Annotated in this window: 18 protein-coding genes; 7 read left to right on the top strand and 11 right to left on the bottom strand. The window is 40.3% G+C overall.

What is annotated here, in order from left to right; all coding sequences use genetic code 11:
- Positions 1-85: 85 nt before the first annotated feature.
- The gene (locus tag QQK02_RS15860) at positions 86-379 is read right to left on the bottom strand and encodes a hypothetical protein (RefSeq protein WP_284209117.1); all 294 of its coding nucleotides are present in this window, start codon (positions 377-379) and stop codon (positions 86-88) included.
- Between the two features lie 554 nt (positions 380-933).
- Complete coding sequence (aroG, locus tag QQK02_RS15865; protein ID WP_284209118.1) at positions 934-1,992, bottom strand: 3-deoxy-7-phosphoheptulonate synthase AroG; 1,059 nt, start codon at positions 1,990-1,992, stop codon at positions 934-936.
- A gap of 168 nt (positions 1,993-2,160) precedes the next feature.
- Here aroG and add point away from each other — a divergent pair, with 168 nt between their 5' ends.
- From add to deoD, 3 genes are all read left to right on the top strand, one after another.
- Positions 2,161-3,159 (top strand): adenosine deaminase, encoded by a 999-nt coding sequence (add, locus tag QQK02_RS15870; RefSeq protein ID WP_284209119.1) that lies wholly within the window; start codon positions 2,161-2,163, stop codon positions 3,157-3,159.
- A 36-nt stretch (positions 3,160-3,195) separates the two neighbouring features.
- Positions 3,196-3,366 (top strand): XapX domain-containing protein, encoded by a 171-nt coding sequence (locus QQK02_RS15875; RefSeq protein WP_284209120.1) that lies wholly within the window; start codon positions 3,196-3,198, stop codon positions 3,364-3,366.
- Between the two features lie 112 nt (positions 3,367-3,478).
- Complete coding sequence (gene deoD / locus QQK02_RS15880) at positions 3,479-4,183, top strand: purine-nucleoside phosphorylase (protein WP_284209122.1); 705 nt, start codon at positions 3,479-3,481, stop codon at positions 4,181-4,183.
- A gap of 91 nt (positions 4,184-4,274) precedes the next feature.
- Here the strand turns inward: deoD and QQK02_RS15885 are convergent, their stop codons facing one another.
- The 3 genes from QQK02_RS15885 to QQK02_RS15895 all read right to left on the bottom strand — a co-directional run bounded on the left by QQK02_RS15885 (position 4,275) and on the right by QQK02_RS15895 (position 8,874).
- Positions 4,275-4,865, bottom strand: a complete 591-nt coding sequence (locus QQK02_RS15885) for an outer membrane beta-barrel protein (protein WP_284209123.1) — start codon at positions 4,863-4,865, stop codon at positions 4,275-4,277.
- 394 nt (positions 4,866-5,259) lie between these two features.
- Positions 5,260-7,542 (bottom strand): TonB-dependent receptor, encoded by a 2,283-nt coding sequence (locus QQK02_RS15890; protein WP_284209124.1) that lies wholly within the window; start codon positions 7,540-7,542, stop codon positions 5,260-5,262.
- A gap of 126 nt (positions 7,543-7,668) precedes the next feature.
- Positions 7,669-8,874 carry a phosphopentomutase gene (locus tag QQK02_RS15895; RefSeq protein ID WP_284209125.1) on the bottom strand — a complete coding sequence of 402 codons (1,206 nt, stop codon included), beginning with the start codon at positions 8,872-8,874 and terminating at the stop codon, positions 7,669-7,671.
- A gap of 206 nt (positions 8,875-9,080) precedes the next feature.
- Here QQK02_RS15895 and udk point away from each other — a divergent pair, with 206 nt between their 5' ends.
- The 4 genes from udk (at position 9,081) to QQK02_RS15915 (ending at position 12,521) form a co-directional block, all read left to right on the top strand.
- A complete protein-coding gene (udk, locus tag QQK02_RS15900; protein WP_284209126.1) occupies positions 9,081-9,722 on the top strand; it encodes a uridine kinase in 642 nt (213 codons plus the stop codon).
- Between the two features lie 17 nt (positions 9,723-9,739).
- Positions 9,740-11,041: a NupC/NupG family nucleoside CNT transporter gene (locus QQK02_RS15905; RefSeq protein WP_284209127.1), complete on the top strand. Its 1,302-nt coding sequence runs from the start codon at positions 9,740-9,742 to the stop codon at positions 11,039-11,041.
- An 8-nt stretch (positions 11,042-11,049) separates the two neighbouring features.
- The gene (deoC, locus tag QQK02_RS15910; protein WP_284209128.1) at positions 11,050-11,823 is read left to right on the top strand and encodes a deoxyribose-phosphate aldolase; all 774 of its coding nucleotides are present in this window, start codon (positions 11,050-11,052) and stop codon (positions 11,821-11,823) included.
- 110 nt (positions 11,824-11,933) lie between these two features.
- Positions 11,934-12,521 carry a thymidine kinase gene (locus QQK02_RS15915; RefSeq protein WP_284209130.1) on the top strand — a complete coding sequence of 196 codons (588 nt, stop codon included), beginning with the start codon at positions 11,934-11,936 and terminating at the stop codon, positions 12,519-12,521.
- A 684-nt stretch (positions 12,522-13,205) separates the two neighbouring features.
- On the opposite strand, the gene deoA is transcribed toward QQK02_RS15915, so the two are convergent.
- From deoA to rlmKL, 6 genes are all read right to left on the bottom strand, one after another.
- Positions 13,206-14,522: a thymidine phosphorylase gene (deoA, locus tag QQK02_RS15920; protein ID WP_284209131.1), complete on the bottom strand. Its 1,317-nt coding sequence runs from the start codon at positions 14,520-14,522 to the stop codon at positions 13,206-13,208.
- 9 nt (positions 14,523-14,531) lie between these two features.
- A complete protein-coding gene (locus tag QQK02_RS15925; protein WP_284209132.1) occupies positions 14,532-14,927 on the bottom strand; it encodes a cytidine deaminase in 396 nt (131 codons plus the stop codon).
- Between the two features lie 236 nt (positions 14,928-15,163).
- Entirely contained in the window at positions 15,164-16,897 is a 1,734-nt protein-coding gene (locus tag QQK02_RS15930) for a DUF3466 family protein (protein ID WP_284209133.1), read from the bottom strand.
- A gap of 30 nt (positions 16,898-16,927) precedes the next feature.
- On the bottom strand, positions 16,928-18,829 hold the full coding sequence (uup, locus tag QQK02_RS15935) for an ATP-binding cassette ATPase Uup (protein WP_284209134.1): 1,902 nt from the start codon (positions 18,827-18,829) through the stop codon (positions 16,928-16,930).
- On the bottom strand, positions 18,829-19,080 hold the full coding sequence (locus tag QQK02_RS15940; protein WP_284209136.1) for a glutaredoxin family protein: 252 nt from the start codon (positions 19,078-19,080) through the stop codon (positions 18,829-18,831). Before QQK02_RS15940 ends, uup begins: the two co-directional genes overlap by 1 nt.
- A gap of 10 nt (positions 19,081-19,090) precedes the next feature.
- Positions 19,091-21,220 carry a bifunctional 23S rRNA (guanine(2069)-N(7))-methyltransferase RlmK/23S rRNA (guanine(2445)-N(2))-methyltransferase RlmL gene (rlmKL, locus tag QQK02_RS15945; protein WP_284209137.1) on the bottom strand — a complete coding sequence of 710 codons (2,130 nt, stop codon included), beginning with the start codon at positions 21,218-21,220 and terminating at the stop codon, positions 19,091-19,093.
- Positions 21,221-21,466: the final 246 nt, after the last annotated feature.

Here is a 21,466-nt window from a genome sequence, read left to right on the forward strand (position 1 = left end):
AACTAAGGGGCAAATAATTAGCTTGGCTAAAATTTTGAGCGCAGCGACAAAAGCCAAGCTTTATTTGTCCCGCTTTAGTTACTTGTTAGCTGTTTACTTCAATTAATTGAGCCAACACTACAAAACCACCCCACCAAAAGCAAACCCAAAGCATAGATACAATTGCTTTCCGTCGAAAACTTTTACCAACTGAGGTTAAACAATTTGGATACCATATAACATTTACAGGTGTGATTTTAGTGTGAAAACTTTCAAAAGCTGCCTTTGTGGTATTTTGAGTTGCTTTTACAAAAAAGTAGACTGCCTTAACAAAACAAATAATTCCTAACACCATCGAAAATGGGAAAAGGATTACTAAGAGAAAGTTAATTATTTGCACACTTCACACCTAAACCTCAATGAACAGCTAACCATTTAAATAAACGGCGGCGTAGCAAGTCCAATTTAATTTGCTTGTTATGTTGCCACTACTGAAATTAAGGAAATAAAAATGACAGACCAAGAATTAAAAAATATAGATGAAGATTTTGTTTGTGTATGGGAGTAAGAAGTAAAAAGCTCATTAAGTGCTAATGGTAAATCAGGAGGAAATAAGAAAAGTATTGAAAAATTATTTGTGCACAACTCACAAGTTGATTGTGCATCATAACAGTTTATTAGGCGGAACCATTCCGTGTTTCACACAGCTTAGGTTTCCACCTTTTTACATAATAATAAAAATTTACACGCTAACTTATTGCTTGTAAACAATAAATATTTTTAGCTATGGAGAAATGCGGAATTTATACCAATGTTTGGCGCACGTTGGGAATCGAATACAACTTGTATAAATAAACAGTAATCATTATTCAAATAGTTTTTATGGTTTAAACAAAAAACTCGGTATCGTTAAATACCGAGTTTTGTCTAAAAACGATGAATTCGTTTTAGGTTTTACTTAATCGTTTTACGTGTTGCTACCGCATCATTTAATTGAGCGAGTAACGTTTCAGTATCACGCCAGCCAATACAAGCATCTGTAATACTTTGACCATAGGTAAGCTCTTCACCTTCAACTAAATCCTGGCGCCCTTCTACTAAATGGCTTTCTACCATTACACCAAATACATTTTGATTACCGGCTGATATCTGCCCTGCTACATCTTCACTAACAAGCATTTGGTTTTGAAATTTCTTTTGGCTATTCGCGTGCGAAAAATCAATCATTACTTTTGGATTGAGTTTTGCTGCGTCTAGTTGGCTCGTCACTTGTGCCACGCTTTCTGCATCAAAGTTAGGTAACTTACCGCCACGTAAAATAATATGACAATCTGGGTTACCTGTTGTTTCAACAATCGCAGAATGACCAAACTTTGTAACTGATAAAAAGTGGTGCGAAGCACTAGCCGCGCCAATCGCATCAATACCTATTTTGATTGTGCCATCGGTACCGTTCTTAAACCCTACAGGGCATGATAATCCCGACGCTAGCTCACGATGCACTTGCGATTCAGTCGTTCTAGCACCAATCGCGCCCCAACACATAAAGTCAGCCATATATTGCGGTGTAATCATATCGAGAAACTCACCTGCGGTAGGCATCCCCATATCATTTAAGTCAGCTAATAGCTTTCTGCCGAGCTTCAAACCATCATTAAGTTTAAAGCTATTATCTAAGTACGGATCGTTAATTAAGCCTTTCCAGCCAACGGTTGTGCGCGGCTTTTCAAAATATACACGCATAACCACTTCTAGGTTATCTGCATACTTTTCACGAAGCGCAGTGAGCTTTTCACCATACTCTAGTGCAGCTTGCGGATCATGAATTGAACATGGGCCAATCACCACTAATAAGCGGTCGTCTTCCCCATTTAAAATGTTTTTAATGGCTTGGCGGCCTTGAAACACTACTTCACTAGCTTTTTCTGATGCAGGAAACTTTTCTAGTAATGCGACAGGAGGTAATAATTCTTTGATTTTACTGATATGAACGTCATCAGTTTGGTAATACATTTGCGAGCTCTCTTTTAATATTTACTTTCGTATACGTCTAGACACCTAAAATGACTAATCCGCCTAACAATCTATCAATCAATCTGTGATAAAGCCAACAAATTTATTAAAAAAAGGTATAATTATTAGATCACCTTAAACTTCACGTTTTTCTTAATTAGGAGCTTCATGTATAACGAACGTCTTCCTCTTATCGATCTGCACCGTCATCTAGACGGAAACATTCGTCCCAGTACCGTATGGCAATTAGCACAACAGCACGATATCGCCTTGCCAACCACTAACTTTGACGAATTTATTAAGCTTGCCACGATTCAAGACAAGGCAAGTAACTTAGTGGAATTTTTAACCAAATTAGATTACGGCGTCTCGGTATTAAAAACACTCGACGACGTTAAACGCATTGCCTATGAAAATGTAGAAGATCTGGCTAACGCTGGTATTGATTACGCTGAACTGCGTTTCTCCCCTTATTATATGGCTTTAGCATTTGGCCTTCCGTTACAAGGCTTAGTAGAAGCCGTTATCGACGGTGTTGAGCAAGGCGTAAAAACCTTTAACACGCAGGCAAATTTAATTGGTATTTTGAGCAGAAGCTACGGCCAAGAAGCATGTACGAAAGAGCTAAACGCCCTACTTTCATGTAAAAATAAGCTTGTCGCTATCGATTTAGCCGGCGATGAAAAAGGTTTTCATGGCGAGCTATTTGAAACCCATTTTAAATTAGTACAACAAAACAATTTAGCCGTCACTATTCACGCAGGTGAAGCACTCGGTGCTGAAAGTGTTTGGCATGCGGTTAAACATTTAGGTGCACAACGCATTGGTCATGGTGTTAACAGTAAAAACGATCCAAAATTACTTGAATATTTAGCACAGCATCATATTGCCGTTGAATCATGTTTAACCTCTAACTACCAAACGGGCACAGTAAGCGATCTACGTAATCACCCGATCAAAACGTTTTTAGATGCTGGTATTAAGGTGTGTTTAAATACCGATGATCCCGCGGTAGAGCAAACAGAGTTAAAGCAAGAGTTTGCTATCGCACGTAATATTGTTGGCCTTTGCGAAGCAGACATCACCACCTTGCAGCTTAACGCGATTGACGCGTGCTTTTTGTCTGATCATGAAAAACAACAATTACGAACAATTAAACAGTCATAACACTGGTTATATTATCATCTGTATTAAGGAGGATTTATGATTGAACTAATATTGGCCCTTGTTACTGGTTTCGTTGTCGGCGTTATTTTTACGGCATTGAAACTACCAATCCCTGCACCACCTGTGCTATCAGGTATCGTAGGTATCTTTGGTGTATACTTAGGCAGCGTCGGATATAACTGGATCGTCGAGCGCTTTTTCAGTTAAAATCCCTAATCCATTTCAGTAAAAAATCCTTGATAGCAGTTCTACCTGGCTTGAAACTTACTGGCTTTTATTATTTACAACATTTGTTTTAATTAACTTATAGGTACATTTAATGGCTACTCCACATATTTCAGCACAAAAAAATGATTTTGCTAAAACCGTATTAATGCCGGGCGACCCGCTTCGCGCAAAATTCATTGCTGAAAACTTTTTAGAAAACGTTAAAGAAGTTAACGCAGTAAGAAACATGTTTGGTTACACAGGCACATATAAAGGTAAAGAAGTGTCGGTTATGGGCTCAGGCATGGGTGTTCCATCGATCTCAATTTATGCCACTGAACTTTTTAAACAATACAACGTTGAAAGCATCATTCGTATTGGTTCATGTGGCGCAGTACGCGACGATATTAAAGTGCGCGATATTATCGTTGGCATGTCAGCAAGTACAGATTCAAACGTCAACCGTCAACGCTTAAAAGGTGCCGACTTTGCACCGTGTGCAGATTTTGGTTTATTACGTAACGTGGCAGATACCGCAGATAAAATGGGTATTAATATCCATGTAGGTAATATCTTTACGGCTGATCTTTTCTATACGCCAAATCCTGAAATGTTTGGTTTGATGGAGAAAAACGGCATTCTTGCAGTAGAAATGGAAGCAGCAGGCCTTTACGGTGTAGCAGCTGAATGTGGTAAAAAGGCGTTAACGGTATTAACGGTAAGCGATCACATTAAAACAGGTGAAGAAACAACGGCTGAAGAACGTCAAACAACCTTCAAAGAAATGATGGAATTAACGCTAGAGAGCGTGCTGTAAGCCTTGTGTTTAAACACAGTCATAAAGTCTTCATAACATAAAAAAGGCCGCGTTAGCGGCCTTTTCTTTGGATGTATCAAAGTGACAGATTTTAGAAGCTGTAACGAACGCTTGCTTCGTATTGTTTAACATCATCCATGTATTCAAAACCTAAAGTCGCTGAGAACTGCTCGGTAATTTGGTAGTTTGCCGCTACGCCAATTACGTAGTCTTGCTCATCACCTAGGCTTAATAAACCGAAGTTACCGCCAATTTCTAGGTTGTCAGTTAACATTGAACGAACACCAATTTCAGCGCCAAAACCGTCGTCATCAACGCTTTCATCAGCAATGCTAACATCAGCTGTTTCAAATGATAATGTAGCGAAGAAGTCAGTTGTTTCAGTAATGGCATTGCGGTAACCAACACCTAAGTTAAACTGATCAAGTTCTACATCTAATGTTGACGCTAAACCAACATTTACGTCGTCTTGTGCACGACTAAATGACGTAAATACAAACATGTTGTTTGTGATTGATTTAGTAACGTCAACTACGTAGCCATCTAACGTTAAACCATCTAGTTTTACTTTTTTATAACCAACTTCAGCATAATCCCATGATACAGGTGCGTCAGTTTCAGCAAAAACGTTAGAAGAAAAAGATAGTGCTAGTACACTAGCGATCATTGATAATTTTTTCATTTTCAGAGAATTCCTTTAAAAAACATACGAATGATTTCCATTCGGGCGCAATCATACATTGTTAATTTATTGTTAACAACCCTCGTAATCATAAATTTTTTGAATACTAACTAAAAACGAAGGAAATGATTAAAATCTATACACTTCAACATATTGGCTTACATTTAAGTGCAACCATTGAAAGGTTTTAGGAACAATCTCTCAGTCGAATGTTTAAAGACAGTGTTAAAAGGCCTTGCTTAAGAAAGGTATCGATAAAAATTATTAAAAGGCTAAGTCAGAATAAGCAAATAGAGCTACATGTTAAGGCATATTAACCGTGCACCTCATTAAAAAAATGGCAATAAAAAAGGCTAGTGATTAACTAGCCTTTTGCGTTAAGAGTAAGCAGTGTTTAGTAGAAAGACACTTTGAACTCTGCGCCCCAGAACGCTTCTTCGTTAATAATCGCAGTGTTATTAGAGAAGTCTACAGCACCAATTGCTTGTTGCTCGTCTGTGATGTTACGACCAAATACTGATACTTCATATGAGTTATCGCCTTCATCCCACATGTAACCAGCACTCACGCCACCTTCAAGTAATGATTTACCGGTGAACTCTTCAGACTCATATAAGAAGAAGTTAATTTCACTACGGTAAGACCAATCAGTGTATAAGTACATTTCACCGTCACCAACTTCCATTGTGTAACGGGCAGTTAATACACCAATCCACTCTGGCGCGTGTGGTAACGAGTTACCATCAATAATTGCACGACCATCGTTAACTGAATCAGTTACTGTACATAATGCACAAACTGGCACTGAAATGTTAGCGTCGTTTAATTCAGTGTTGTTGTAACTCACGTTAGCGGTAACCGCTAAGTTATCAGTTACCATGAATTCTGAATCAACTTCAAAACCGTAACCTACAGTTTCATCAGCATTTAATAAACGTGCTGTGTTGCTGTCACCACCAACAGATGTTAACTGCTGATCGTTCATCGTAAAGTAGAATACGTTCGCGTTAATACGACCTGCACCATCCATTACGTCAGATTTCACACCTGTTTCAAATGATAAAATCGTCTCTGAATCTGCCACTGAGATACCGTCGTCCCATGCAAATAATGAACGACCTTGAATTGAAGGCGCACGGAATGAATCAGCTACACGAGCATAAACGTTAACGTCTTCGTTTAATTTATGCGTAACACTTAAGTCCCAAGAAACATGTGAATCGCTAGGATTTACTTCACCGTATGCTTCGTTAGGTTGACCACAACAGCCATTTAATGGTGCTTGGAAACGCTGTGATGAGTAATCTTTGTCATCATCAGAGTAACGTAAACCTAAAGTCACTTGCGTTAAGTCAGAAATGTTGTAATCAAATGAACCGAAAACAGCCCATGCTGTTGTGTCTTGCTTCTGAACGACGTAACCCGTTTGTGGGCCACCAGCGCCAAATAATGCTTCGTATGAAAAACTTTCAATCGTTAAGTCTTCAGAGAAGTAGAAAACACCTGCTTGGTAATTGAAATCACCAGAGAAGTTCGATGTTAAACGAAACTCTTGAGTGATTTGATCGTGATCTGGAATTGCATCAGCAGTTTCTGAGCTAATTGTAATAACACCAGGACCTTGAATTGGTGCAAATGGCGCACCGTAACCACCGTCTACGTCAGCACGAGAGTATATGTCAGCACTTTCCCAACCAGTGATTGAAGTAAACGTGTAGTCACCTAAGTCAAAGTCTAATGTTAAGCTAGCACCTTGCGTCTCAACTTGCTGTGTTGCACGGTCTGCAGAATCATGAGTTACAACGTCACGCTTAAAACCATCAACTAAATCGTTAGTACCTGGTTTGAATGCATTCGCGTAGAAAGTAACTGGCTTACCGTCTAAATCACGTGCGTGGTAGTTAAATAATGCGTTGAAGTCATCACCTTCGTACAAGAACTGTACACGTAACGCTTGGTCTGTGTAGCCACCTAATACATTTTTACGTTGGAAGTCTTCACCAAAAATATCTGGTGCTTCATTATCAATGTAGTCGTCACGATCTTGGCGCAAGTATGAGATACGTGCTGACAAGTTATCTGTTAAACCACCACCCATTGCCGTACGGAAATCAGTTGTGTTTTTAGAACCGTAAGATAACGACGCAAAGCCTTCAAAATCTTGTGAAGGTTTTACTGAGTCAAATTTTACGAGGCCAGCAGGTGTGTTACGACCGAAAAGTGTACCTTGTGGGCCACGTAATACTTCGATACGTTCAACATCAAATACTGGGAAACCTTTTAAAATCGGGTTTTCTTGTACAACGTTATCAACAACTAAAGAAACAGGTTGTGATGCATTTAAATCAAAATCTGAGTTACCTAAACCACGCATGTAAAAACGCGGGAAAGTACGACCAAATGATGACTCAACAGATAAACTTGGTACGCGAGCATTCATAAAACGAATGTCCATCGCAGCAGAGCTGTATGCATCTAAGTTATCGCCTTGTAATGCTGATACAGCAACGGGAACTTCTTGAACGTTCTCTACACGTTTACGTGCAGTAACTTCAATGACTTCCAATTTACCCGCTTGTGCTTCTTCAGCTAAAGTAGGCAACGCCATACCAACAGTTGTTGATAAAATGGCAGCATTAATACTCAAAGCAAGAGATGATTGCTTAAGTAAACCCATGTTAAATTCTCCCAGGAAAGTGTTTTAATAAATTTTTTCATTGAATCAAGGTCTATAATTATTTTGTAGTGACCTAATTATTCCTGACCAATTATACTAGTTTATTTACAAATTGTGGGAGTTTTTTTACAAATTACGACAAAAAGATGAACCGTAATTCATTTTCTCTAAGCCGAACATCTCAGCAAGGGTTTGTCCTAAGTCAGCAAATGTAGCACGCTCACCTAAGTTTATAGAATTCATATGGTTAGCATAAGCAAGTATTGGCACGTACTCACGCGTATGATCTGAGCCCTGCCATGTAGGATCACAACCGTGATCTGCAATTAAAAACAACGTATCTTGATCATCAAGCGTTGTTAATACGTCATCTAGTTGTTTATCAAATGCTTCAAGTGCTAAACCAAAACCAACAGGGTCACGTCGATGGCCAAAATCTTGGTCAAAATTAACTAGATTAGTAAAAATTATACTATTACTTGGTGCCGTTTCCATGTGAGTAAGCGTTGCATTGACCAGTGCTTCTATACCGGTAGCTTTCGTTTTTTGTGTGATCCCTTGATGGGCAAAAATATCGGCTATTTTACCAACACTGATCACTTCACCACCGGCAGATTTCAGTTTGTCTAAAACCGTAGCCTGTGGTGGCAAAATAGAAAAATCACGTCGGTTGCCGGTGCGCACAAAATCACTCGCGTCATTACCAATAAATGGACGTGCAATAACACGGCCTATATTCATTGGGCCGACAATGGCTTGCACGGCTTCACAGTATTTATATAGGTTATCTAAACCAAAATGTTCTTCATGTGCCGCCACTTGAAAAACACTATCTGCTGATGTGTAACAAATAGGTAAACCCGATTTAATATGCGCTTCACCTAATTCAGCAATAATATTCGTGCCTGATGCATGACAGTTACCTAATAACCCCTCAATCCCGGTCGCAGCAAAGATTTTTTCTTGCAACGATTGCGGGAAGCTTTCAGTTTTATCAGTAAAATATCCCCAATCAAATAGCACTGGCACGCCGGTCATTTCCCAGTGTCCACTTGGCGTATCTTTACCTGTACTAATTTCAGCACAGTAACCGTATGCTCCCTTAGTAGCTGGCTCATGGTCTACAGCTATCTCTGCACCACTAGCTGCCTTGCAGGCTTCAACCAAACCAAGTTTGCTTAAGTTAGGTAGCGACAAGTTGCGTGATTGTTCACGTGCAAACGCGTGAGACAAGTTGGCAAATGTATTTGCGCCAATGTCGCCAAATTGTTCTGCGTCTGGCGCATGGCCAATACCGAAGCCATCTATAACCATTACTATTGCACGAGTCATTACAATCACCTTATAAATTATTTCAATAAAAACATGACCAACAGGTCAGCTTATGTTAGATTAACATTATAACAATTTGGAAAAAAGTAATTAACGTAGCTTTGTATATATTGTTAATAACTTTGGTTATTTTTTGTTAATACTTATATCCTTTTTACTGCAATAAGCTAAAATATCACTTTTTCAAGGCCTTCACTTTAGCTCTTATGACTCAAGATACTCGAAAAAAGCCAACTATTATCGCTGTCGTTGGCGCCTCTGCCTCAGGTAAAACTCTGTTTGCTCAAACCATTCATGATGAATTGGTTGAAGAGTTAGGACCTGAAACCATTACCATTATAAAAGAAGATTCTTATTATCGCTGCCAAGATCACCTGCCAATGGATGAACGCATTAAAACTAACTACGATCATCCACAAGCCTTTGAGCACGATTTACTATTAACGCATTTAAACAATTTGCTACTTGGTGAAACAATCGAAACACCGGTTTATTGTTACAATACGCACACGAGAACCTCAAATACGGTGCAGGTTGCATCAACTAACATCATTTTAGTTGAAGGCATATTACTGTTATCAGATCCCACACTACGAGAGGTTTTTGACATAAAAGTCTATATGGATACGCCATTAGATATATGTCTAATACGCAGAATTAAGCGCGATATGGTAGAGCGTGAACGCACGTTAACGTCGATCACAGATCAGTATGTTGAAACAGTTCGCCCTATGTATCATCAGTTTGTTGAACCATCAAAAGCGTTTGCTGACATTGTTATCACGCGTGGTGGAAAAAATAGAATGGCTATCGAAGTACTGAAAGCTCAGTTAAGACAGCTAACATAAAATACAACGAGGTTTAAATGGAACTAGGTTTTATTAGAGGCATAATAGGTATTATTGCGCTTTTTGCGTTAGCGGTACTTATTAGCAAAAATAAGAAAGCAATTAACTGGCGTACCGTTGGTCTTGCCTTTGCAATTCAAATTTTTCTTGGTGCATTTGTTCTTTATGTTCCATGGGGTAAAGAACTTCTTGAAGGCTTTTCAAATGGTGTTCAACAAGTTATCGACAGTGCTAAAGCCGGTATTAACTTCTTATTTGGTGGCCTAGGCACTGATGCTATGTTCGGCAATGGTGTTGGTTTTGTTTTCGCTGTTCGTGTATTACCTGTCATTATTTTCTTCTCTTCATTAATCGCCGTTTTATATTACTTAGGCATTATGCAATGGGTGATCAATGTTATAGGTGGTGGTTTACATAAATTACTTGGCACCAGCAAACCTGAATCTATGTCAGCAACAGCGAACATTTTCGTTGGTCAAACAGAAGCACCGCTCGTCGTAAAACCTTACATTGCTGGTATGACTCGCTCTGAATTGTTTGCCATCATGGTTGGTGGCTTAGCGTCGGTAGCTGGTTCTGTACTTGCTGGTTATGCCGGGTTAGGTGTAGAGCTTAAATACCTTGTAGCTGCTTCATTCATGGCAGCGCCTGGTGGTTTATTGATGGCAAAAATATTGATGCCTGAAACTGAATCAGAAAAAATCGACACCGAAGAAAACAGAGAAGTTGTTTTTGGTGAAGAAGATAACACACCAACTAATGTGATTGATGCTGCCGCTCAAGGAGCATCTTCTGGTCTTATGTTAGCGGCTAACGTTGGTGCTATGTTGTTAGCCTTTATCGCACTAGTAACCCTAATAGATACAATGCTAGTTGGTATCACAACGTTTGAATTAGCGGGTGTCAGCATAACGTCTATCGCAAATGCGGTATTTGATTCAAATCTTAATCAAGTATCTCTTAAAGAAATTTTCGGTCTTGTATTCGCCCCTATCGCTTACATTATTGGTGTACCGTTTGACGAGATGATGATCGCTGGTAACTTTATTGGCCAAAAGATTGTTGTAAATGAGTTTTTTGCTTATGCAAACTTTGTAGAAATGAGAGAAACATTAACACCAAATACGCAAGCAATTATTACTTTTGCGCTATGTGGTTTTGCTAACCTTTCATCTATCGGTATTTTGCTTGGTGGTATTGGTGCAATGGCACCAAGTCGTCGTAAGGATATCGCACAATTGGGTATGAAAGCAGTATTAGCTGCAACGCTTGCTAATTTAATGAGTGCGGCAATTGCTGGCACTTTCTTATCACTGTAGAGAATATTATGTCTGAATTAACCGTTTATGCTCAACAAGCGTTATCAATGATGGATTTAACAACACTAACTGATAACGAAACGAGTGAAGATATTATTGCCTTATGCAAGCAAGCTAAGTCTGCAAAAGGTAACACCGCTGCGATTTGTATTTACCCACGATATATTCCTGTGGCAAAGAAGCAACTAGCCGAACAAGGTACACCAGAAATTAAGATTGCGACCGTGACAAACTTTCCCCTTGGCAATGACGATGTCGCTATTGCTGTGGCTGAAACGAAAGCTGCTGTCGCTTATGGGGCTGACGAGGTCGACGTGGTATTCCCTTACCGTGCGTTAATTTCAGGCAATGAAAGTATCGGTTTTGAGCTCGTACAAGCATGTAAGCAAGCTTGTGGTGATAACGTACAACTTAAAGTGATCATTGAAACGGGTGAACTAAAAACCGATGCGTTGATCACAAAAGCAAGTGAAATATCAATTGCTGCGGGTGCAGATTTTATTAAAACATCTACGGGTAAGGTGGCAGTCAATGCAACACCTGAAGCTGCAAAATTAATGATGCAGGTAATCAGTGCCAAAAACCCTGCTGTTGGTTTTAAGCCTGCTGGCGGCGTGAAAACCGCTGAAGATGCTAAAGTGTATCTTGATATGGCGACAGATATTCTAGGCAACGCATGGTTAACACCAGCACGCTTTAGATTTGGTGCGAGTAGTTTATTAAATAACTTACTCGTTACCTTAGGTGCCGACGCAGACAGCACAAATAAAAGCAGTTACTAATCGGTACAACCTATTGCAGCACGAATAATTAAACAAAAAGTAGCTATACCCTAGCTACTTTTTTTGTTTCTTTATAAAATACACCTAATATTTCATACCTAATAATAACAATGTCAAAACTCTATTTTTATTACTCTTCAATGAATGCGGGTAAATCAACCCACTTACTTCAATCATCATATAACTACCGCGAACGAGGTATGAATACCATCGTGTATACCGCAAAAATTGATGATAGATTTTCTGAGGGTAAAGTATCGTCTCGTTTAGGTATTGACGCCGACGCCTTCTTGTTCGATGGCAACACCAACTTATACCATGATGTTGGTAAAATTGTCGCGGAACAAAACTGCCATTGCATTCTAATTGATGAAGCCCAGTTTTTAACAAAAGAACAAGTACGACAGCTAACAGATATTGTCGATATTATCGGCATTCCCGTGCTGGCATATGGCATTCGTACCGATTTCTTAGGTGAAACGTTTACTGGTAGTGCTGCGCTGCTTGCATGGGCAGATAAACTTGTTGAGCTAAAAACAATTTGTCATTGTGGTAAAAAAGCAGGTTTTGTGACCCGTGTCGACGAACACGGCAATGCAGCCATTGATGGTGAACAAATAGAAATTGGCGGCAATGAGCGCTATGAAGCGTTATGCCGTAAGCATTTTAAAGAGCTCGTTTGGCAAAATCAAAAATAACTAAACAGCCAAGTTCTAACATTAAAAAGGGTCAACGTAATAAATACGCTGACCCATTTTAATGAGCTTTTGACGACAATAACAGGCGTCATACCGGCCCTTGATCGTCATACCTGCCCCTAGAAGTCATACCGACCATTAACGGCAATACCTTCCCCTAGCCGCCATACCTGCCACTAACCGTCATACCGGCGAAGGCCGGTATCTCAAACACTTGATGTCTAAAAGACAGTTTTAGTTCAACGAACATTAACCAGAACACTAGCCCCTAGAAGTCATACCGACCATTAACGGCAATACCTGCCCCTAGCCGTCAAACCAGCCCCTAACCGTCATACCGGCGAAGGCCGGTATCTCAAACACTTGATGTCTAAAAGACAGTTTTAGTTCAACGAACATTAACCAGAACACTAGCCCCTAGAAGTCATACCGACCATTAACGGCAATACCTTCCCCTAGCCGCCATACCTGCCCCTAGCCGTCATACCAGCCCCTAACCGTCATACCGGCGAAGGCCGGTATCTCAAACACTTGATGTCTAAAAGACAGTTTTAGTTCAACGAACATTAACCAGAACACTAGCCCCTAGTCGTCATACCGACCATTTACGGCAATACCTTCCCCTAGCCGCCATACCAGCCACTAACCGTCATACCGGCGAAGGCCGGTATCTCAAACAATTAGCTAGTCATTAATCACTTGATAAATAACAGGGTTAACCTGCCCCACTTCTTCAGCAACATCAAGTGCATCAAGAAATTGTTGACTAGCTTTTTCTGCACTAGCTTCATCTTTAGCATGTACTTGAGCAACAACGTCACCAACGCTTACACAAGTGCCAACCGGTAAAATATGATCAAAACCAACACTATGATCAACACGATCAGTGTTAGACAGTCGACCACCACCTAATTCAACTACCGATAGCCCGACATCGCGGGTTTGCATTGCATTAATTACACCGGAACGCGTTACAACTACATCTTTCACCACCTCGGCTTTTGGCATGTAGGCCCAAGGCTTATCAATATAATCTGTTGGTCCATTGAGTGCCGCGATCATGCGATTAAATTGCTCTGCAGCTTTACCTGATGTAAGCACTTCTTCGATTCGTTGGTTCGCATCGGCACTGTTAGCAGCAATTTTAGCGTTAATCAGCATCAACTCAGCCAATTTAACGACCACTTCATGTAAACGAGCGTCTCGGTATTCACCGGTTAAGTATTGCACGGTTTCATACATTTCAATCGCATTACCTGCACTTCTGCCCAATACTTGATTCATATCAGTGATCACAGTTTGCGTTACAACACCTGCTTGATTACTTACTCGATTAATACTTTTGGCAAGTGCAATCGCATCGTCTAGCTTATTCATCATAGCGCCATTGCCTACTTTGACGTCCATCACTAAACCATCAAGCCCTGCCGCTAGCTTTTTAGATAAAATAGACGCGGTGATCAGGGGAATAGACTCAACGCACGCTGTCACATCACGTATACCGTAAAGGCGTTTATCTGCTGGCGCTAAATCAGACGTTTGAGAAATAATCGCTAACCGATCACGCTTAACAATATCTTTAAATTGCTCAATTGATGGTGCAACATTAAATCCAGCTATGCTTTCTAATTTATCTGCTGTACCACCGGTATGGCCTAATCCACGACCAGAAATCATTGGCACATAAGCCCCACAAGCAGCTACAATTGCAGCAAGCATGAAACTTACTTTGTCGCCAACACCGCCTGTAGAGTGTTTATCAACAATAGGCCCATCAACTTCCGGCCAGGTTAATACTTGCCCTGAGCGCATCATTGCAAGCGTTAGTTCGGTAATCTCAGTGGTATCCATTCCCTGTTGAAATATTGCCATTGCCATTGCACCAGCTTGTGCGTCGTTAAAGCCATTGTCGACAAGGCCGTCAACAAACTGCTGAATCTGTGCAGCCGACAACGACTTTCCATCACGTTTTAAACGAATAATTTCTTGTGGTAATAACATGTTAATTCCCTATTTTTGAAGGTTTTCAGGGGTAAATGCGTCTGGCAACAATTCTGCTACCGACCAAAGCTTGACTTCACCAGCGTGATTAACAGCGTAAACCTTTGCATTTTGCGCCATAAATTCAACGATAACCTGTCTGCAGGCACCGCATGGAGGCGTCAGAACGTCTTCTTCTGTATATACTACTAACTCGGTAAATTTACGTTGCCCCTGAATAACCCCTTGCGCTATGCAGTTTCTTTCTGCACAAACAGTAAGTCCATATGAGGCATTTTCTACATTACAGCCATTAACGATTTGACCTTCTGTTGTGAGCGCTGCAGCGCCCACATGAAAATTACTATAGGGTGCATAAGCTTTGTTATAAGCTTCTTTAGCTGCAATAACTAACTGTTCAAACACAGCGTACTCCTTAAATCCTGACCACTTGGTTAAGTTCGATCAAGATATGATAATAGAAACACAAATGCAACATATATCTTACGGCGTAGCATAAGCAAAGCGCCGCAAAACATTCATCACATAACATTGATGTAAATAGTAACGGAGTTATTGGTTAATAACTTTATAAGAAAGGTTAAATTTTGTTGAAAGCACCCACCATTGCGGTAGGTGCTTATAGAAAAGAACGAGAAAGGTTATTTACGTCGACGGAATAATGCTAAACCTAAAAACATTGAAAGTAAGCTTGTCGTGCCTAATGCGGCACCTTGGCGTTCTACTTTACCTTCTTCAGCAGCTGTACATTCATCAATCTCACCGTTTACTGGATCTAATCGAATATGACGCACAACATCTTCATAAAGTGTATCGCCATTTTCATCAACAACGAGTTCACCTTTGGCATCTTTGCGTGGCACTTTGAGCACTGCCGACGCCATAATTTGGTTTGAATCGTTAATATCACGAGCTTCAAGAATGTCGTAAGGGCTATCACATGCGACTAACGTGTTTACATCCGTAAAAGTTTCTGCAGCAATGTCATAGATAAACGCATGATTACGACGAGGTTGAGCCGAGTTATCATTACGATTTTCATATTCAGCAAAACCTACCACCAAACCATTTTCATTAATTGCACGAGCAGAACTTGCTGAGCCTGTGAAAAAGCCCATAGGTTTAACCATTTGCGGGTTTTCTTGGTTCGTATCAACATAATAGAAAGATGTACGTTGTACACCTTCGATATACTCGTTTACATGACCCACTGCGATACCAGCATCATTGATGTCATAGGCGCGTGAATCAAATTCTAGTCCATGATCTTCTGTAAAATCATAAACTTCACCGTTTTTATAGATCACGGCATATAATGAACGAGATTCACCTGAGCTTGGATTTGTTTCATTTTCGTCAACCCAACCATGAGAGTAACCAACGGCTACGCCAGAAGCATTAATTGCTTGAACAAAACCAGTAAACACACGTGAGTCATCTTCATTTGGTGTTACAAGTAAATCTAGCTCTGTTGTTTCTACAACATCACCATTACCATCAAGCGTCCACATAAACGGACGAATGTCGTACATATTTGAACGTAAATTTTGAATACACGCTTCTTTTGGTTGGTTGTCTAAAATATTAGGATCGCTACAACCGCTGTCAGTCTCACGTTCAATGATTTCTAAGATATCTTCATCAATTGCCGTACTTGCAAAACCTACGGCTGTATTGCCGTTGATATCCATAATACCTGACTCACCGCCATAACGAGACTCTGGCGCAGTAATCGTTTTGATCGTTGTACCGTAATCAGTTGTCAAAAACGCTTGGCGGTTAGAGTCGTTCAAGAAGAACGTCAATTCGTCACCGTCAGATTGCGTATACTCAAGTGGTAAGAATGGTAAGGTGCCAACACCATAAATCCAACCATTGTCGGTAATACCAGTAACAATATCATTGGTAGAGCGCGATAGTGTATCTGTGCCTTCAAATGGCTGATCAAAAATCACCAATTCCTCAGGGCCAGCACCACGGTCTACATAAGAGACTGTATCAACAACCTTTTGATAATTATTGTTGTTAATCGCAGCTAAATACCTTATCGTCCATTCTAAATCGTTAGCCGTTGGGTTACCCGCTCGTAACGCTTCAGAATCTTCTATATCGGTTAAGCCATAAGCTAATTCATATTCTCGCTCAGCTTTTAACTCAATGGCATCAAAGTCATCTTCGTCTAAGTATTGAAACAAGACAGGAAAGTTATGAGAACCATTACCTGTTGAAACTTGTTCGTTTACAGCATTTTGATCAATACCATAACTATATTCTTGTGCAGGTAATTCACCTAAGTCTACAACAACATATTTTGCTGCCTGGGCGCTGTTTACTGCTAATACGCTACCGATTGAGGCGGCTAAAAGTGTTTTCACAAATTTGTTCATTTAACTACTGTGCTCTTCTTATAATTCATCGAGTTCTTGCCACCTTTCGAAGGCGACTTCCAGCTCAGACTCTAATTCTTGCAGCTGGTTCAATATTTTCTGAGTAACTTCCGCATCTTGTGAGAAAAAGTCACCGTCGTTTACTTGTGCTTGTAAAGCAGAAATTTGTTGTTCAAGATTATCAATGCGTTCTGGCAACGCCTCAAGCTCTCTTGCATCTTTATAAGATAATTTCTTTTTTTGAGTGGCAGGCTTTTCTTGTACTGCTGATTTTTGCTTTACTTCTTTATCTATTGCTTTGGCTTGCGCCGTTTTGTTCGCTTTATAGCTTAAATAATCTTGCAAGTCATCGTAACCACCAACAACTTGTTCAACATGACCTGAGCCATCAAAATATAAACAACTGTCAACACAGTTATTAACAAAGTCTCGATCATGGCTTACTAAGATAACCGTACCTGCGTAATTTGCAACGACTACTTCCAATAATTCTAAAGTTTCTATGTCTAAATCATTGGTTGGCTCATCGAGAATCAATAAATTAGACGGTCTTAGAAATAAACGGGCGAGTAATAATCGGTTTTTCTCGCCACCTGAAAGTGCACGTACAGGTGTTCGAGCGCGTTTCGGGCTAAATAGAAAGTCTTGCAGATAGCCTAGAACGTGTCGCGTACGACCATCTACGGTGACTTCCTGTTTTCCATCGGCTACCGAATCTTGCACGGTTTGGTTAACATCTAATTGCTCACGGTGCTGATCAAAATAAGCAGTATCAAGGTTCACACCCAGTTGTACTTTACCGCTAGTCGCTGCTAATTGCCCCATGATCACTTTGATCAAGGTTGATTTACCCGTACCGTTAGCACCAATAAAAGCAATTCTGTCCTTGCGCGAAATAAGCAAATCTAAGCCATTAATAATGGTTTTATCACCAAAACCAACATTAAGTTGATGAGATTCAAATACTCGCTTGCCAGAGCGCTCACCTTTACTTATGTTTATATCACCTTGATGCTTCAATTCGCGGCGGTTTTTACGTTCTACGCGCAACTTTTCAAGGTTTCTGACACGTCCTTCGTTACGGGTACGACGCGCTTTTATCCCTTGTCTGATCCACGCTTCCTCTTCGGCTAATCGCTTATCAAACAATGCATTTTGAGTTTCTTCCACTTCTAAATCATGAGCTTTTTTGGCCAGATACTCATCATAATTGCCTGGGTAAGAGGCAAGTTTGCCACGGTCTAAATCGATAATACGCGTCGCCATAGAACGTATAAACGCTCTATCATGAGAGATGAATACGATGGTGCCTGTAAATAATTTAAGGAAGTTCTCTAACCATAAAACACTACTAATATCTAAGTGGTTTGTTGGCTCGTCAAGTAATAAGACGTCTGGATTAGTCACCAAGGCTTTTGCTAGCGCGAGCTTGCGTAACCAGCCACCAGAGAGGTTTGATATGTTTTGATCTGCACTGAGTTTTAAGGTCGATAACACCTGCTCAATACGTTGCTCGTCTTGCCACGCATTGGCTTGATCAAGCTGCTGCTGAATATCAGCAAGTGTAGCCATATTAGCATCGCTTGCATCAACTTCTATCGCATGTAATTGCTCATGGTATTTTTTTAGCAGTTTAGCATTGGCTTCAATGCCTTGAGCGACATAGTCAAACACTGTCAAATCAGAACTTTGAGGTGGATCTTGCTCCAACATAGCTACACGTACGTTGTTCGAAATCACCAATTGACCATCGTCTAACTGCTGTTTACCGGCTAATATTTTCAGTAACGATGACTTACCTGCCCCGTTACGACCCACTAAACAAACTCGTTCGCCTTTACTGACACGAAAATCAGTCTTGTACAAAATATGAGCTTCACCATAGGCAAGCTCAGCTTGGGTAATTCTTATTAATTCCATTACTGAATAAACTCTTGTAATGCATGCAGATCAAAAGGCCAAAATAATTCCTGTTGGCTCTGCTGATTTTTTAAGACCGGAATACTGATGCCATATTGGCTATACAAACTACCTGGCTCTTCAGGTTCTTTATCATCGTCATCAAGAATATCTACTACGGTGATCTGGGAAGACGCTATCACCTGAAGGCATAACGCTAAGGCTTCTTCACATAAATGACAGCCTACTGAACTATAGAGTAAGTATTTCACAGTATTCCTACTATTTACGTTTAATTGACCAACTGTTGTGAATATGAACATTGCGTTTAAAGTCCATATCACGTGTTTGATCTGAGATGTTTTTAGCAACTAAACCAAGCGTTTCTATTTGATCAAAGTCCATTTTAAAGTTGCGCTTGTTGTTGGTAAAAATGATTTCACCACCTTCCGATAAACAGTTCAGTGCGTCTGTAATAACAGCAACGTGATCACGCTGAACGTCAAAAGTATTATCCATACGCTTTGAGTTAGAAAATGTTGGCGGATCAATGAAAATTAAATCAAAGTTATCTTTGGCTTGCTTTAACCATTGTAAACAATCAGCTTGGACAAATTCATACTGATTGCCGTCTAAATTGTTTAACGCAAAGTTTTCTTTCGCCCAATTAAGGTAGGTATTTGACATATCAACGGTCGTAACTGCTGACGCGCCATGAAGCGCGACTTGTAACGAAACTGAACCGGTATAAGCAAACAGGTTTAACACGTTTTTATTGCGCGCTTTACTGGCAACGATTTGACGTGTTTTACGATGATCTAAAAACAAGCCAGTATCTAGGTAATCCCAAATATTAACTATGAGCTTTGCACCGTACTCTTCAACAATCATGGTACGCTGTTCTGTCGCAACACGCTGGTATTGATTACTGCCCTTTTGTTTACGTCTCATCTTTAATGAAACTTTTGAGGTTTCAATACCTAAGACTTTAGGTGCCCAATAAATGACTTCCTGAATACGTTTAGCTGTTTTATCTTCAGGAATATTGGCAGGCGCAGCGTACTCTTGGATCACCAGATGATCGTTATAAATATCTATGGCAGCGTTGTATTCTGGGATATCAGCGTCGTAAACACGGTAACAGGCAATCTCTTCTTTTTTAACCCATTTTTTTAACTGTTTAATATTTTTCTTTAAACGGTTTGCAAATGCAGAGTCTTGCTCAGCAAAAGCTTGCTCACCTGAGCTACCGCCTTTACTTAATTGTTTTTCGTCTAAATTATATAACGCTAATTGACAATCAAGCGGACCATTCTTTAGTTTGTAGCGTTTAAATGACGCAAGTTTCAATAAGCTTAGTAGCTCAGTACTCGCGGTAAAAACGGCAACTCGCCAATCAGCGAATTGTTGCTTAAATACCTGACCAAGCGCTGCAAAGGTTTCGACAAGCTCAGGTAAATCACCGATACGCTCACCATAAGGCGGGTTAAAAAGAATCGTGCCGGCTTGCTCGTAACGGTTTGTCATTTTGCTTGCATCGGTGCATTGAAAATCGATGTGGTGTGCAAAGTTAGCAAGACGAGCATTTTGTTGGGCTGTTTTTAATACGCGAGAATCTAAATCTAGTCCAAATACTTTAATGTCATGATCTGGCTTGAAACTCGCTGTCTTTTGTTTAGCGTCAAGCAATTGCGCTTGATACAGCTCGTCATCATGACCTTGCCAATAACTGAAGCCCCATTGTTTCTTGTTTAACGAGGGTGCTTGCTTAAAGGCCATAGACACGGCTTCAATCAATAACGTACCAGAACCACACATTGGATCGACTAACGGCTTAGAGGTATCAGTTAGCCAACCTGAACGAGTAACCAGTGCCGCTGCTAGGTTTTCTTTTAATGGGGCAGCGCCTGAGTCTTTTCGGTAACCACGTCTAAACAGTGAACGTCCAGAAAAGTCTAAGTAAAAACACACCTCTCCTTTTAAAAGGCGCGCTTGAAAGGTAATGTCAGTTGCTGTTTTGTCTACCGATGGGCGAATTAAGCCGCGATCTCTAAAATGATCAACAACAGCGTCCTTTACCGTTAAACCACCAAACTGGCTATTTCGAATTTCTTCACTCTTACCTACGAAGTCGATAGCGAAAGTATTTTCACTTTGAAAATGCTCAGACCATTCTACGCTCATCGCACTTTTGTATAACTCATCTTTATTGCCACAGCTTCCCTCGCCTAGTTTCAACATCACGCGACTTGCTAAACGACTCCATAAGCAAACATGATAACCAAGTGATAAGTCACCTTGGAAATACACGCCTTCGGGCTTTTGGACAACCGTTTGCGCGCCAAGGTTTGTTAGTTCGTCAGCAAGTAAAGGTTCGATGCCCACAGAAGTCAGGGCTAAATATTGGTACATGGCTATTTTCCGGGAGAAAAGTTGGCAGCGATTATAAACAAACTGTATTAATTTGTCTCAATGTAAAATTTATTTCTTAAACGGCTTGCAATCTTGTTCAGCTCTCACTATGATACGCTCCGTTTTCAAGGCACAGGAAGTCAACTCCTGCTGTGTTGAAAGTCGTTAGTAATGCGACTTTAAATACCTTTACTAAATTCAGGCGCGGGATGGAGCAGCCTGGTAGCTCGTCGGGCTCATAACCCG

The organism is Thalassotalea eurytherma, from assembly GCF_030161415.1.
In the GTDB taxonomy this organism is placed as follows: Bacteria; Pseudomonadota; Gammaproteobacteria; order Enterobacterales; family Alteromonadaceae; genus Thalassotalea_G; species Thalassotalea_G eurytherma.